This window comes from Halobacillus shinanisalinarum, assembly GCF_022919835.1.
GTDB classification, from domain to species: domain Bacteria; phylum Bacillota; class Bacilli; order Bacillales; family Halobacillaceae; genus Halobacillus_A; species Halobacillus_A shinanisalinarum.
The window spans coordinates 2,080,623-2,093,498 of the sequence record NZ_CP095074.1 but is presented as its reverse complement, the minus strand read 5'-3'; the positions used below and the strand labels follow the sequence as shown (position 1 = coordinate 2,093,498).

14 protein-coding genes and 3 pseudogenes are annotated in these 12,876 nt (G+C 40.9%); 8 read left to right on the top strand and 9 right to left on the bottom strand.

Annotation, left to right across the window (positions count from 1 at the left end; translation table 11 throughout):
* The first annotated feature begins 23 nt into the window (after positions 1-23).
* From MUO14_RS10355 to MUO14_RS10345, 3 genes are all read left to right on the top strand, one after another.
* Positions 24-1,049, top strand: coding sequence for a TRAP transporter substrate-binding protein (locus MUO14_RS10355; protein ID WP_244755139.1), 1,026 nt, complete (start codon positions 24-26; stop codon positions 1,047-1,049).
* A 102-nt stretch (positions 1,050-1,151) separates the two neighbouring features.
* Positions 1,152-1,631, top strand: coding sequence for a TRAP transporter small permease (locus tag MUO14_RS10350; protein ID WP_244755138.1), 480 nt, complete (start codon positions 1,152-1,154; stop codon positions 1,629-1,631).
* Positions 1,628-2,917, top strand: a complete 1,290-nt coding sequence (locus MUO14_RS10345; protein ID WP_244755137.1) for a TRAP transporter large permease — start codon at positions 1,628-1,630, stop codon at positions 2,915-2,917. The genes MUO14_RS10350 and MUO14_RS10345 overlap by 4 nt, the downstream gene beginning before the upstream one ends.
* A gap of 44 nt (positions 2,918-2,961) precedes the next feature.
* Here MUO14_RS10345 and MUO14_RS10340 read toward each other — a convergent pair whose 3' ends face one another.
* Positions 2,962-3,588, bottom strand: a complete 627-nt coding sequence (locus MUO14_RS10340; protein ID WP_244755136.1) for a hypothetical protein — start codon at positions 3,586-3,588, stop codon at positions 2,962-2,964.
* A 212-nt stretch (positions 3,589-3,800) separates the two neighbouring features.
* Here MUO14_RS10340 and MUO14_RS10335 point away from each other — a divergent pair, with 212 nt between their 5' ends.
* The 5 genes from MUO14_RS10335 (at position 3,801) to MUO14_RS10315 (ending at position 6,887) form a co-directional block, all read left to right on the top strand.
* The gene (locus MUO14_RS10335) at positions 3,801-4,757 is read left to right on the top strand and encodes a Gfo/Idh/MocA family protein (protein WP_244755135.1); all 957 of its coding nucleotides are present in this window, start codon (positions 3,801-3,803) and stop codon (positions 4,755-4,757) included.
* A gap of 21 nt (positions 4,758-4,778) precedes the next feature.
* On the top strand, positions 4,779-6,173 hold the full coding sequence (locus tag MUO14_RS10330) for an amidase (RefSeq protein WP_244755134.1): 1,395 nt from the start codon (positions 4,779-4,781) through the stop codon (positions 6,171-6,173).
* 13 nt (positions 6,174-6,186) lie between these two features.
* The gene (locus MUO14_RS10325; protein WP_244755133.1) at positions 6,187-6,399 is read left to right on the top strand and encodes an NUDIX domain-containing protein; all 213 of its coding nucleotides are present in this window, start codon (positions 6,187-6,189) and stop codon (positions 6,397-6,399) included.
* 27 nt (positions 6,400-6,426) lie between these two features.
* The gene (locus MUO14_RS10320; RefSeq protein WP_244755132.1) at positions 6,427-6,675 is read left to right on the top strand and encodes a hypothetical protein; all 249 of its coding nucleotides are present in this window, start codon (positions 6,427-6,429) and stop codon (positions 6,673-6,675) included.
* Positions 6,676-6,743: 68 nt separating this feature from the next.
* On the top strand, positions 6,744-6,887 hold the full coding sequence (locus MUO14_RS10315) for a hypothetical protein (RefSeq protein ID WP_244755131.1): 144 nt from the start codon (positions 6,744-6,746) through the stop codon (positions 6,885-6,887).
* Positions 6,888-7,022: 135 nt separating this feature from the next.
* Here MUO14_RS10315 and MUO14_RS10310 read toward each other — a convergent pair.
* From MUO14_RS10310 to MUO14_RS10275, 8 genes and pseudogenes are all read right to left on the bottom strand, one after another.
* Positions 7,023-7,343 (bottom strand): annotated as a pseudogene (locus tag MUO14_RS10310) (class I SAM-dependent methyltransferase); the annotation flags it as partial.
* A 3-nt stretch (positions 7,344-7,346) separates the two neighbouring features.
* A complete protein-coding gene (locus MUO14_RS10305; protein ID WP_244755130.1) occupies positions 7,347-8,108 on the bottom strand; it encodes an alpha/beta hydrolase in 762 nt (253 codons plus the stop codon).
* A gap of 20 nt (positions 8,109-8,128) precedes the next feature.
* Positions 8,129-9,088, bottom strand: a complete 960-nt coding sequence (locus tag MUO14_RS10300; protein ID WP_244755129.1) for a hypothetical protein — start codon at positions 9,086-9,088, stop codon at positions 8,129-8,131.
* Between the two features lie 245 nt (positions 9,089-9,333).
* A complete protein-coding gene (locus MUO14_RS10295) occupies positions 9,334-9,834 on the bottom strand; it encodes a response regulator (protein WP_244755128.1) in 501 nt (166 codons plus the stop codon).
* Positions 9,835-10,014: 180 nt separating this feature from the next.
* Positions 10,015-11,006: pseudogene (locus MUO14_RS10290) on the bottom strand (zinc-binding dehydrogenase).
* Positions 11,003-11,958 (bottom strand): annotated as a pseudogene (locus MUO14_RS10285) (ArsA family ATPase). The pseudogenes MUO14_RS10290 and MUO14_RS10285 overlap by 4 nt, the downstream one beginning before the upstream one ends.
* A gap of 66 nt (positions 11,959-12,024) precedes the next feature.
* The gene (locus MUO14_RS10280; protein ID WP_396265820.1) at positions 12,025-12,291 is read right to left on the bottom strand and encodes a cory-CC-star protein; all 267 of its coding nucleotides are present in this window, start codon (positions 12,289-12,291) and stop codon (positions 12,025-12,027) included.
* A 15-nt stretch (positions 12,292-12,306) separates the two neighbouring features.
* Complete coding sequence (locus MUO14_RS10275; protein WP_244755127.1) at positions 12,307-12,684, bottom strand: hypothetical protein; 378 nt, start codon at positions 12,682-12,684, stop codon at positions 12,307-12,309.
* Between the last annotated feature and the right edge of the window lie 192 nt (positions 12,685-12,876).

Here is a 12,876-nt window from a genome sequence, read left to right as displayed (position 1 = left end):
AATTTTTTAGGGAGGGAACGTTTATGAGAAAATCATTATCTATTTTGCTTCTCATTATGATTTTGTCACTCCTTTCACTAGCCGGTTGTGGAGATCGTGTAACAGGAGGATCTGGGGAGGATGGCAAGATAAAAATTATCGCCGCACATAATCAAACCTCTCCAGAGAACCCCTATCAATACGGTATGAAAGAGTTTAAAAGAGTAGCGGAAGAAAAGTCAAACGGAAATATAGAAGTAGAAGTTCATGCTGGAACGCTAGGTACAAGTGAATCCGAACTAGTACAGAAACTTAAACTGGGCGGTGCAGATGTTGTCCTCGTCTCCCCTGGATTTATGTCTAAAACAGGGATAAAGGAAATTGACCTATTCGCCATGCCATATGTATTTGAGAGTTATGATCATTGGGAGAAAGTGGTGGATGGTAAGGTCGGTGATAAAGTTGCGAAAATGATTAACAAAAAATCGGATAATGATTTTAAATTATTAGGCTACTGGAGTGCAGGCGTTCGTCATTACTATGGTAAAAAACCGCTGCATTCGATTGAAGACATTGAAGGAATGAAGTTACGTACCCAAACATCTGGTGCGATTGCAGATTATTGGGAAGCAACAGGTGCTGTACCAACTGCTGTAGCTTGGGGAGAGTTATATCAAGCTTTGCAGCAAGGGGTAGTGGATGCCTCCGAGAATTCTTATCCTTATTTTGTTCAACAAAACCATCATAAAACAGAAAATGGGAAATATATCACGGAAACTGCTCATGACTACACGACACGTTTCTTGCTTATCAATGGAAATAAATTTGATTCTTACACGGAAGAACAACAGGATGTCATTATGGAAGCTGCTCAAGCCGCGGTAGAAAAAGAACGGAAAGTCGTTAAGAAACAAGAAGAAGAGTATAAGCAGAAAGCGATCGAAGACGGGGCGGAAGTAAATCAAATTGATCGCCAGCCGTTCATTGAGCTTGCAAAGCCGATTCAAAACCAAAGAGCTAAGGAAATCAATACCATGGATTTATTGAAGCAGATTAGAGAGTTGAAATAATAGAGGATGTTCAATAAGTCATTCGTCAACTTTTTGAACACACACTAATAGAGAAAAAGCTGAAGGGTAGAGAATGTCCTTACAAAGGAGGATGAGAAAGCGATGTTTATTAAGCTGCTTGAAAGAATTCAATTAACGATAGGTGTATTGTTTCTTTTAGTCTTTTTCGTAACAATTATCATACAGGTCACTACACGCTACATGGGCATTTCTGCTATTTGGACAGGGGAAGTAGCAACTTATTCCTTTATTTGGTCCGTGTTTATGGGAGCATCGGTCATGCTTAATAGAAGAGAACATTTCAAATTTGACCTCTTATTGAACAAATTAAAAGGAAAAAGTAAAAAAAGTCTTTATCTCATAAATGATCTTATTCTATTAGTGTTCACCTTTGCATTGTTTTACTTTGGCATCGTGGTTGTTGAAAGCTTCTGGAACTTTACTTGGACTTCCCTACCACAAATGAAAATGGGCTATGTGTGGATCTCCATTCCGATAATGGGGGGAACAATGGTTATTTATACACTTAACCACTTGATCCAAAACATTAAAAACTTTTCCGGAGAGGAGGCTGTCAAATGATTGGGTTACTATTAACGGGAGTGTTCATTGTCTTAATGGTTATAGGGATTCCGATCGCCTTTGTCATTGGCATCGTTTCCTTAATCGGCTTTATGAATATTCCTTATATTCCAGAAGCATTAGTTCCTGTAAAAATGCTCAACGGTCTCGATTCATTTGTCTTATTAGCTGTTCCCTTGTTCATTTTAGCAGCCAATTTGATGAACAGTGGTCAAATTTCTCAAAAGTTAATTGACTTTGCCTTATCCATTGTCGGTCATATCCGCGGTGGACTAGCTCATGCAAATATTTTAGTTTCTATGCTTTTTGCAGGGGTCTCAGGAGCTGCTCAAGCTGATACAGCCGGAGTGGGGAAGATTCTCATTCCAAATATGAAAAAACAAGGGTACGACACGGAAACAGCTGTAGGGATTACAGCGGCCTCCTCTACTATTGGGGTTATTATCCCGCCAAGCATCCCGATGATTATTTTTGCAGGGTTAACGAATGTTTCAGTTGGAGCTTTATTTTTAGTTGGAATCATTCCCGGCGTTCTTGTAGGTGTTGCAATGATGATCCTTGTCTATATTCTTGCCGTGAAGCGGGAATATCCAACTTACCAAAGAGCGTCACTTAAAAACTTTATGAAAAAGTTTCTCGACACGATACCAGCGTTAATGACACCGATTATTCTAATCGGCGGAATCGTTGCAGGAATTTTCACAGCTACAGAAGCGGCTGCTTTCGCTTCCATTTATACCGTTATTGTAGGTATGTTTTATTATAAAACACTTAAGTTAAAGGATTTTCCTAAAATTCTTGTGGATACGCTTACTCTTAGCTCGTTATCTTTATTTGCTTTAGCAGCAGCAAGTGCACTCGGTGAGCTAATGAGTTATTACCAGCTATCCTCTTGGGTTGAACAATTCTTTGCCAATAACATTGATAGCAAATGGATTTTCTTGCTTATCATCATTGCCTTCTTCCTTTTCGTAGGAGCCTTTATGGATGCCATTCCAGCGATGATTCTGTTTATCCCGGTGATTTTGCCTGTAGCGAACAGTTTTGGTGTCAGTCCGACGTTATTAGGAATTATAACAATCATGACATTAGCAATAGGGTTAGTTACACCACCATATGGGTTGTGTCTTCTCTTAGCCGCAAAAATAGGGAAATTACCGATAGAACGATCATTTTCGGCAGTTATCCCATATATTGCGATCGTATTCGTTGTGCTACTCGTAGTCGCGTTTATTCCGGGGATAGCCATGTATGTACCTGAATTAATTAGTCCCGATTTATTTTAGATTAAACAGACAAGAGCTACTGGGCTCTTGTCTGTTTTTGAATTTTAATCAAATTTTAGCGGCCGTATATATCCCTCTGCACTGGTGTGGTCGATTTTCTTTTCAGCTTGAACCCACTGGTGGATGGTATATATTAATGTTAAGAGCATCGTGATAAGCCCGGCGATCATAAACCCAAGTGTTGGGGTAGATTCATAATAGGCAAAGGAAACCTGATGGTAAATGAAGAAAAGTAAAGTTGTTCCTGTAAAATAGGCAAGCTTGTCTAAGTAAGCCCTTGATTTCTGGAATGAACACTTGAGAATGAGCGGACACCAGTAGATGATTGAACTGAATCCGAGAATTATGAGATGGAAAACGATTCCCCATGCGTTAGGAATCATGTGTAGTACTTCATAACTGACTAATACTCCACCACCAAACAAAGCCATACTGGAAAGTAGCCGATTACTTCTTTTTACAAAAAAGCGAAAGGAGCTCCGAAACCATAAATGGTGTTGATTTGCGTATAAAATGAGCAGAGGAGCAACTATAAAAGCGATTAAACTACGTGTTGTATTTTCAATAGGTTGTACGTACAAACTGTTGATGATGACGATACCGATAACGAAAAAACAGATAAATAAGTGAGGCAATAATTTCCGAGTGCGAAATGTTGAGGTTTGTCCCATATTTACCATCTCCTTGAAGCTTTGCAGCTAGATTTCCCGCGTTGATATTTATTAAACCCATAAGAATCGATTTTTGGGATATAGATTTAGTATTTCAACGTTTAATATATTTAGTCGAGGAAAATAACGTTAATGATCATATCATGTTGTTTAAACCTGATTGTCTTAAAATGTTATAATTTTAAGAAAAGTATGTAGGAAGAGGTGTTGATATGAAGTGGGGGATTTTAAGTACAGCAGCGATTGCAAAGAAAGCACTCATCCCAGCACTACATCGTGCAGAAGATGCGGAAGTCGATGCGATTGCTAGTCAAAGTGGTAAAGAAAAGGAAGCAGCAGAGGAGTTTGGTATTCCAAAGGCCTACTCTAGTTATGAGTTGCTTTTAGCAGATGAGGAAATTGAGGCTGTGTACATTCCGCTTCCTAACCATTTGCACAAAGAGTGGACAATCAAAGCAGCTGAAGCAGGGAAGCATGTTTTATGTGAAAAGCCTGCTGCACTAAAAGCTCAGGACGTGGAGGACATGATCACAGCTTGTAAACAAAATCAGGTTTATTTTTTAGAAGCTTTTATGTATCAATTTCATCCCCAGCATGAGAGAGTGAAGCAATGGATAGAAGAAGGGGCAATTGGTGACGTTGGACTTGTCCGTGCTAGCTTTTCTTTTAATTTTAATCGAGATTCTAATAATATTCGCTTAGACGTAAACAAGGGCGGTGGAGCCCTCTGGGATGTAGGTTGTTATGGTATCCATTCCGCTTTACACGTGCTCGGTCAGAAGGTGAAGAGTGTTAATGCGGTTGCACATATTGATGATAAGTTCGGGGTGGATACAACAGCAGTTGCTACGTTGATGTTAGAGGACGAAACCATTGTGCAAGTAGATTGCAGCTTTGACGCTGTGCCGCGCAACGAGTATGAGGTGATTGGGACCAAAGGCATGATCAAAGTTCATGATGCCTACCGTCCAGATAAGAAAGACCATCAGGGCATCGTTACCATTCAAACTGAAAATGGCACAGAAGAGATGATCATTGAAGGGGATCAATATCGCCTTCAAGTGGAGACCTTTATGAATGCCATTCAACGGCAGGAATCCTTCGTTGATTACCATAGGGAGACGGTTCGTTACATTGAAGTTATGGAGGACTTGCAGCAACTTTTGTAAATAAAGGAGTTTTTGTTGAAAATGAAAATCTCGGAATTGGCGCAGATGGACGGATTGGATCAACTCAATCTGATAAGGAATAACCAAATAAAGGTTACAGAGATTACCGAGCACTATATCCAAGTGATCAAAGAGAAAAATCCACAGCTTAACGCGGTCGTGCACACAATGTTTCATACAAGCACAAACGAGGATGGTGCCTTTGCAGGAATGCCTTTTTTGGTAAAAGACTTAAATGCGGTTAAAGGGGAACCTTTGACAAGTGGTTCGAAGCTGATGGACGGGTATACGGCGGAAGTGGATGATGTGAATGTAAGACGTTTCAAACAGGCAGGACTTACGGTTATAGGAAAAACGAATACGCCTGAGTTCGGATTTACTCCTGCGACTGAATCAACATATTTAGGTTACGCGAAAAACCCTTGGAATAAGGACTACTCACCCGGAGGATCGAGCGGTGGAGCCGCTGCTGCTGTAGCCTCTGGGATGATCCCCTTTGCCCATGCGAACGATGGGGGAGGTTCCATTCGAATTCCTGCCTCCTGCTGCGGATTATTTGGATTAAAGCCTACACGAGGGCGAACGCCCTTATCGTTGAACTTCAATAGCTTATCCGTCAATCACGCTGTGACAAGGTCTGTAAGGGATAGCGCCGCACTATTAGACGTATTAAAAGGCCCTCAGAAAACAGATTCCTTTTTCACTCCGAATGATCAAAGTTCTTTTTTAGAGGAAGCAGGGAAAGAACCGGGGATATTGAAAATTGGTTATATGGCGGACTTTGGAGCATTAATGGAAATCGACGGGGAAGTACAGAAATCGACGAAAGCTACAGCTGAGCTTTGTGAACGTCTTGGTCATCAAGTTGAACTCGCCTACCCAGATTTTGATTTGCACCGTTTTATGGATGCTTTTGTAACTGTGTGGGTCGTAGGGGGAGCATTGGCTGTGAAAGAAGCTGCCCGTTTAAATCGGAAAGAGATAAATGAAATGAATATGGAACGGATCCTTTTCACCTTACATAAGAAAGGTACTAATATGACAGCAATGCAGTATGAAGAGGCACGACAATATCTACATACAGAAAGTGTAAAGGTACATGAATTCTTTGACAGCTATGATGTCCTTCTGCACCCCGTGACTTCGAAGCCAGCACTGCCGTTAGGACATTATAATGGGGAAGAAAAATCGGTGGATGAGATATTGGCGGTGTCCGCCGAGTATGCTCATTTAACACCTATTGCAAATGTCACAGGCCAGCCGGCCATGAGTGTCCCTCTCTATTGGGATAAGAGTAACCTTCCGATCGGCTCGCATTTTATGGGGCGTTTCGGTGATGAATCCACTTTAATTAAGCTTGCTGCACAGTTAGAAAAGGCGCAGCCGTGGTGGTCAAAATATGGGGAGCTTGTTTAGGAGGTGGACTAGGGTGTATAGACAAACAATTGCATTTATAACAAAAGGTGATTCATTGTTAATGCTTAACCGAAACAAAGCATCTAACCAAGGGTTGTGGAATGGTGTTGGGGGTAAAATGGAAGCTGGAGAAAGTCCAAATGAATGTATTGTACGTGAAGTTAAAGAAGAAGCAGGACTTCCTGTAGACCAAATGCATTTTATCAATAAAGGCTCGGTGAGATAGGAAATTGAAGAGGAACGGTTAGGTGATATGAACGTTTATCAAGTTAAATTGCAAGGGCCATACGAGCTTCAAACGCCATCAGCAAACGTTGGGATCCTGGACTGGAAAGATCAATTATGGGTACTAGATGAGTGGAACCAGGGTGTTGAAGGAATGATCCCTAGGTATCTGCCCCAAGTTCTAAAGGGAGTAGAACCGTGTGATCATCATTTTATAATACAAGATCAAAGAATTGCTCGATATGAGTGGCCAACCTTCCGTGACAAAAAACTTTAATATATAAGGCAGTAGGAGTATGATTGGAGTGATCCATTCATATGTTAAGAAAATAAGGAGGAATTGAAATGGCCTGGGTTCACACCATCCTGTCAGCGAGATTTCTATTTATTGGTATCTTCTCCCTAACGGCATTAAGTTTACTTACCTTTCAATCTATTTCAATGTTTCATGCAATTATTGATTTCTTTGAAGTGTTCAGGAGAAAATAAAAACAGAGAGAAAAAGGATGAACCGATTGATGGTTCATCCTTTTTCTCTAAATAGGTAGGAATCCATCTAAATATGCAATTAACTGATATTTGGTGCAATTATCAATGATTCCGTGCAATTCAGAATTAGTCAGCGGGAATGATAATCGCCTCATAAGTCTCATCAGTTGCAAAGGACTCCATTTTATCCTGGAAGAGAGTAGGCTGAAGTCCTCTCTGTTCACAGTTGGTTCGGCATATTTTAAGCATGTCAGCGGAAAGATCGAACCCGTCGACATCTAATCCTTCTTCAAGTAAAGGAATGAGCATCCTGCCAGTTCCTGCTGAAGGCTCAAGGATCTTGCCTTGTACGGACGCTAATCGCTTTTTATAAAATTCGATATCACCAAAAGAGTGGCCAATCAGCTTGTCCAGGTTGTACACTTGTGAAGATAATTTACTGTAAAAACTAATCACATGTTATCCTTCATTTGCGAATGCTAAAAGCCAATCTGAGGCAGTTTGTTGAACCACGTCCAGATGGTCAATAAAGCTATGTTCGGCTCCTTTAATAACCTTCAATTTGGAGCTTTCAGGAAGCCACTTAATGCCTTTCTTTGTAATCGGCATTAGAATTCCTTCTTCCCCTTGATCCCCATGAATAAGGAGGATAGGACAGGTGACGTTCGACAACAGCTGCTCTTGATCACATCGTTCAAAATCTTTCAGCATTTCTTCGGTAATGAGCATATTGTTTCGGTAAGGAACATTCACCTCTACTGTAAAAGTACCGGTTTTTGCTAAATCCGTCAGTTGTTCTTGATTAAATATGTCTGGCCAATGGTATTTTACAGGTCCCGTACCTGCCCCCGTTAAAATCATTGTTCTCACATATCGATTGTTAAATGCTTCTAGGCACACTCGTGCACCTAAACTATGACCATACAGAATAATGTCCACATAACCTGACTCAATTGCATAATGCATAGCCGAAGTTAAGTCGTCGACCTCATTGGCTAATGTAAGCGGACTGTCTTCGCTCTCGCCGCAGCCACCAAAGTCAAACCGTAATACACTAAAGCCAAGTTGGTGAAAGACAGAGGCAAAGAAATCAAAGCGACCGCGCGAGGAGCGGTTGGAGAGAAAACCGTGGCACATAATAATGACCGATGTTCCTTTGTTGCTATGTAAATCGCCAACTAAGGTTAAATCCCTACTGTTAGAAAAAGTAACACGCCTCATCTAGAAGATTCCTCCTTTCATTAGTCAATTGCACAATGAGAATAGTGAATAAGTTCATCCGTTAACACATGTAACTGTTGAATATTTGCTTTTGACGACTGTTGGAAGCCTAAATCTAGTAAGCTATTTTGAACATCTAGAGGACAGGAATCAAGAAACTCTTCTATTAACTTGTTGTCAGCCTCTTCAAAGAACAACCACAAAGCTTCGCCATAGGCTATCCAGGCAAGGTTGGCGCCTTGAGATTGGTACCTTTTTGCTTTGTTAACAAAAATAGAATCCTGGTGTGGAGAGAGATCAAAGGAGAGAGTTTTTTTCCGATTTCTTAGATAGTGTCGGAAATGACCGATGTTATTGATAATGCCCCCTGTATTCGGCAAGGATGTAAATGGTGAATGGGTTAAAAAAGATTGAAAGTGTTCTATATGTTTTTCTTGAATAAAAGGAATGACTGCACCAGTGGATAACGTGCCTTGCTCCAAATAGGAATACAAGAGAGCGGCCTCGGCCCAGGCTCCAAGAGAAGCTTGAGTCGCTGTCGTGGGATAGCCTGCTTCTAGCATTTTATTCGCGTAAGATTGCCGTTCATTGATTAGGTGTGTAACAATTTTAATCTGCTGCTTTCTGCCTTCTAGAGAATGAAGGAAAGCCTTTGCTTGATTCTGCAAGTGGTAGAGTCTGTTCTCGTTATCTTTTATTATGTACAGCTCATCTATATAACGATGGCTCCATGGATCCTCAAAAAGTTCTTTGAGGGAAAGCAGCTTGGAGACGGGAAGGATGCTTACTTGTAGCATCTTATTTCGATAGAATTCATTAATCGAAGTCTCTGCATCGATTCCGCTTGAATAAATGCTTAAGTCTAGATCACTATATTGATCATCATCACCCCGTGCTACTGAACCGGTGACAAATGCATAGTCCGCACCCATTCCTTGCGATTCCTCAACAAAGCACTTAGCAATCTCTATTAAATCCATATAAACTAATCTTCCATTCTTTTCTAAAGATCATTACTTACATCATACCATTACCATTCTGTCAACAGGCACCTAAATCCTCTTTAATAATAAGCAAAAACGGAAGCCCTATCAGACAGGCTCCCGTTAATTCGTGTACCATTTATAAAGTTTTTTCGGGCGGCCGATCTTTTGGTGACCGATGACTTGCTTAACCTGTCCTTCTTCCAATAAATACATTAAATAGCGATAAACAGTGGGATAGGCTAATCCGACACCTTGTGAAATAGTATCAACAGAATTTGCCCCCGATGCTCTTTTAGAAAATGTGCCACAGCCTCCAGTGTCCCTTTGCTGATTCCCTTTGCACTGTAGACATCTTCTTCGGACTCAAGTCTTTTTCTCATATTAGCGATTTGGATGTGTAGATGAATGCGAGAAATAATGTCGAGTTCCTTTGCAGGTTTTAAAGCAAAGTCTGTAGCGCCAGCTTTTCTAAATGCGTTGGCAACATCTTGATGATTATCTTCTGTTAAAACAAGAATAGGAATTTGCTGATTCTCCAAGCGAATCTCCTGAACTAACTCTAGCCCATTCATGACGGGCATGTGGTAGTCTACGATTAAAATATCATAATCCTGTTTTCTAAATAAGTTAAAACCGCTTTGTCCATCTGCAGCGGTCTCTGCTTCAATCCCATCTTTTTCACATAAATCTTTTAGCATGGTACGTAGAGAATCATCATCGTCGACAATTAATATCTTCATTCTTACACTCCCCTCACAAATCACTGAATTATGTATCTTTATCACGTTGCAGTATTAATACTATTTATATTATAATTTAATGCCATTGATAGCAATGGGGAATATCTATAAAAATAGAATTTTCATCATAGATATTTACCTATAAGAATCCCCATGGTGTTAACCATGGGGACGATTCAATCATTCAATCGTAAAACCGATTTTTCCGAAGTTTTTCGTATCGCGAAGATATTCAAAGGCTTCTTTATACTGTGATAAGCTAAACATGCGATCGAGTTCAGGCTTGATTTTATTTTTTTCAATGAAAGAAAGCATGTCAGCAAATTCCTCGCCGCTTCCCATTGTAGAACCTAGCAAGTTATATTGCCCATAGAAAAACTTGCGGATATCAATGGTGACTTCATCTTCTGTAGTTGCACCGAACGTTACGATCGTTCCGCCTTTGCGAATAACGGATAAGGACTTATCGAACGTCGCACCTCCAACGCTCTCGACAAGTAGATCTACTTTTTCACTCTTTAATTCTTCATTCCAATTAGATTGGGTAGGTATCGCTACATCCGCCCCGAGCTCTTTGGCCTTTTCCAGCTTCTCGCCAGCTCTAGACGTAACAATGACCCTAGCACCAACAGCTTTCGCGAATTTTAATGCAAAGGTGAGGACCCCACTACCGATTCCTGGGAGCATGACGGTATCACCCTGCTTTAACTTTCCCCGGGTAAATAATACGCGATAGGCTGTTAAGGCAGCAAGAGGCAGGACGCCCGCTTCCACCCAAGATAAGTACTCAGGCTTCGGTGCGATATTCTGGGCAGGGACGGAAATATATTCTCCAAATGTACCATGATCAGGCAATCCTAAAATATCAAAGCCTTCAGGGGGGCATCGCTATTATGCTTCCATCCCAGTCCAGGGTTGATAATGACTTCATCACCTTTAGTTAAGCCTCGAACGTTTTGGCCAACCTCTTCAATAATTCCGGCCCCGTCTGAACCGAGGATTAATGGTGGTTGATCTGTTTTGTGTCTTGAAGTCACAGCAATATCCCGGCGGTTCATTCCGGCCGTTTTCAATTTAACCTTTACCATGCCATTTTCCGCTGTCGGTTCATCTATATCCTGGTAAGATAATCCTTTTAATCCTTCTTGTTCTGCATGTGTGATTGCTTTCATTTGTGTGTCTCCTCCTTCGTTAGTTGCCCCAAATGAGTAGCGAAGATTGATAGTTTGTCCATATCGGCCACATCTTCCTCGAACAAAGGCACTCTAATCGTTTGTTGATGTGGGAAAGTTTGATCAATCTGGTTTAAATAGTCTTGCTCCTGTTTTCTGCGTTTCTGTAAAAATGCTCCATCTGCATGATCGGGCAGCACCTTGTTGACGATCAATGTTTTAATATAAAGGTGATGCTTCCCCAACTGCTTGATGGCTTGTTGTGTTTCTAAAATTGGCAGCCGTTCGGGTATTAAAACAAAAATAAATCCAGTTTGTATATCATCTAGAATGATTTCACGTACAGCTGCAAATTTTTCTCTGCGCTTCTGCAAAATATCATAAATTGGGTCATCGACAGGTTCTCCGTCATTGAGCAGCTCAGTATAATTGTCGTTGATTTTTTTCCTGCGTTCAAGCATTCCGTCTATCCATACACCCATTAGCTCAGGCAGTGTCAATAACCGTATCGTGTGGCCTGTCGGAGCCGTATCAAAAATGATTTTATCAAAGTGGTCAGCTTCTTCAAGAATGATGGAGATTAGCCGATCGAAAAGAGCAGCTTCATCAGCCCCGGGAGAAGCACTGGCCATGTCGATTTGACGGTGAACTTCCTCAACCATTTTTGACTTTACTAGTCCTTGTAAGTTGTCTTTTACGCCCTCAATGTACTTTTTAGACTCCCTGTTAGGATCAACCTCAACCCCCATAGATTTTCTTCAAGTTTGGTTTTTTCATGCTGAACATTTTTATGAAAAATATCCCCAAGGTTATGGGCGGGATCTGTTGACACAATTAATGTCTGATTGCCTGCCCGGGCGAAGGCAACGGCAATCGCTGCAGAAGATGTAGATTTCCCTACACCCCCCTTGCCGCCTACGAAGAGGATTTTATTTCGATGCAAATTATTCATTGTCAGGTCCCACCTTTGTAAGCTAATTGGTATCTGGTCAAGTACTCTGGTTCAGTGCTATTCTTATTAACAGCAGCGAATGCCGTCAAGTGGAGACTTTTCCATCCCCATCCGCAGATGCCAGTCATGGAATTTTTCAATAATGTACGGATACAGTTCGAGTGTATAATAAAAAGCGGGGTTTGGGATGCCGAGCATATCAGAATAAACGAGCAGCAGAAATAGGTCGTCTTCATCCCGAAGCTCTCTAGCAATTTCATTCTTGTGGGGCAGGCTTAACACTTCATCATAAAATTCAAATAGTCGTTTTAATGAAAATTTCATATTTGCCATAGAACACCACAACCCTTATGCATATAACATATCTTCAATTAGTGTATCACAGTTTTCTAAGTCTTCCGTAAATTTTCCATTGATGAAAACAGCATTATATTTGATATGGAGGGAGAAATGTTTGATAGCTTCAAAAATAGGGATATGATGATCCTTCACCTGCTTCATAAAGTATATACCTATCGCGAAGATGTTTCTGGGGTCTAAAAAAGTTATTGAAACCTGGTCGCCATATGTGGCTTCCACTCTTCTGTAAAATTCACCCATGAGCTGACGGTCGGGATCATGGTGTTTAAATTCGTCTGTCATTTTGATGAAACCATCCCCGCACATTCCTCCACAGCATCCCATTCCAATTTCTTTTTCCGCACGGATAATTATGATTTCAACCATTCGTGCCCCTCCTTTGTAAGGATAAAGGCCGCACTGGATTAGTGCGACCTTCCCGTTATATTTAAGAGGATGTTCAAAAATTCACCAAATGATAAACGGCGAATTTCTTCGTTGCTCGGTTTTTCCGGGCTTGCGGTCCTCAAAACTTTCGCGCCTCGACCTTCTCGTTTCTCATTCGTCAATTTTTTGAAC

What these genes read in the sequence shown, in the direction of transcription:
- MUO14_RS10355 (WP_244755139.1), top strand. Translation starts at nt 24, where the DNA reads ATGAGAAAATCATTATCTATTTTGCTTCTCATTATGATTTTGTCACTC.
- MUO14_RS10350 (WP_244755138.1), top strand. Translation starts at nt 1,152, where the DNA reads ATGTTTATTAAGCTGCTTGAAAGAATTCAATTAACGATAGGTGTATTG.
- MUO14_RS10345 (WP_244755137.1), top strand. Translation starts at nt 1,628, where the DNA reads ATGATTGGGTTACTATTAACGGGAGTGTTCATTGTCTTAATGGTTATA.
- MUO14_RS10340 (WP_244755136.1), bottom strand. Translation starts at nt 3,588, where the DNA reads ATGGGACAAACCTCAACATTTCGCACTCGGAAATTATTGCCTCACTTA.
- MUO14_RS10335 (WP_244755135.1), top strand. Translation starts at nt 3,801, where the DNA reads ATGAAGTGGGGGATTTTAAGTACAGCAGCGATTGCAAAGAAAGCACTC.
- MUO14_RS10330 (WP_244755134.1), top strand. Translation starts at nt 4,779, where the DNA reads ATGAAAATCTCGGAATTGGCGCAGATGGACGGATTGGATCAACTCAAT.
- MUO14_RS10320 (WP_244755132.1), top strand. Translation starts at nt 6,427, where the DNA reads ATGAACGTTTATCAAGTTAAATTGCAAGGGCCATACGAGCTTCAAACG.
- MUO14_RS10315 (WP_244755131.1), top strand. Translation starts at nt 6,744, where the DNA reads ATGGCCTGGGTTCACACCATCCTGTCAGCGAGATTTCTATTTATTGGT.
- MUO14_RS10305 (WP_244755130.1), bottom strand. Translation starts at nt 8,108, where the DNA reads ATGAGGCGTGTTACTTTTTCTAACAGTAGGGATTTAACCTTAGTTGGC.
- MUO14_RS10300 (WP_244755129.1), bottom strand. Translation starts at nt 9,088, where the DNA reads ATGGATTTAATAGAGATTGCTAAGTGCTTTGTTGAGGAATCGCAAGGA.
- MUO14_RS10295 (WP_244755128.1), bottom strand. Translation starts at nt 9,834, where the DNA reads ATGAAGATATTAATTGTCGACGATGATGATTCTCTACGTACCATGCTA.
- MUO14_RS10280 (WP_396265820.1), bottom strand. Translation starts at nt 12,291, where the DNA reads ATGGCAAATATGAAATTTTCATTAAAACGACTATTTGAATTTTATGAT.
- MUO14_RS10275 (WP_244755127.1), bottom strand. Translation starts at nt 12,684, where the DNA reads ATGGTTGAAATCATAATTATCCGTGCGGAAAAAGAAATTGGAATGGGA.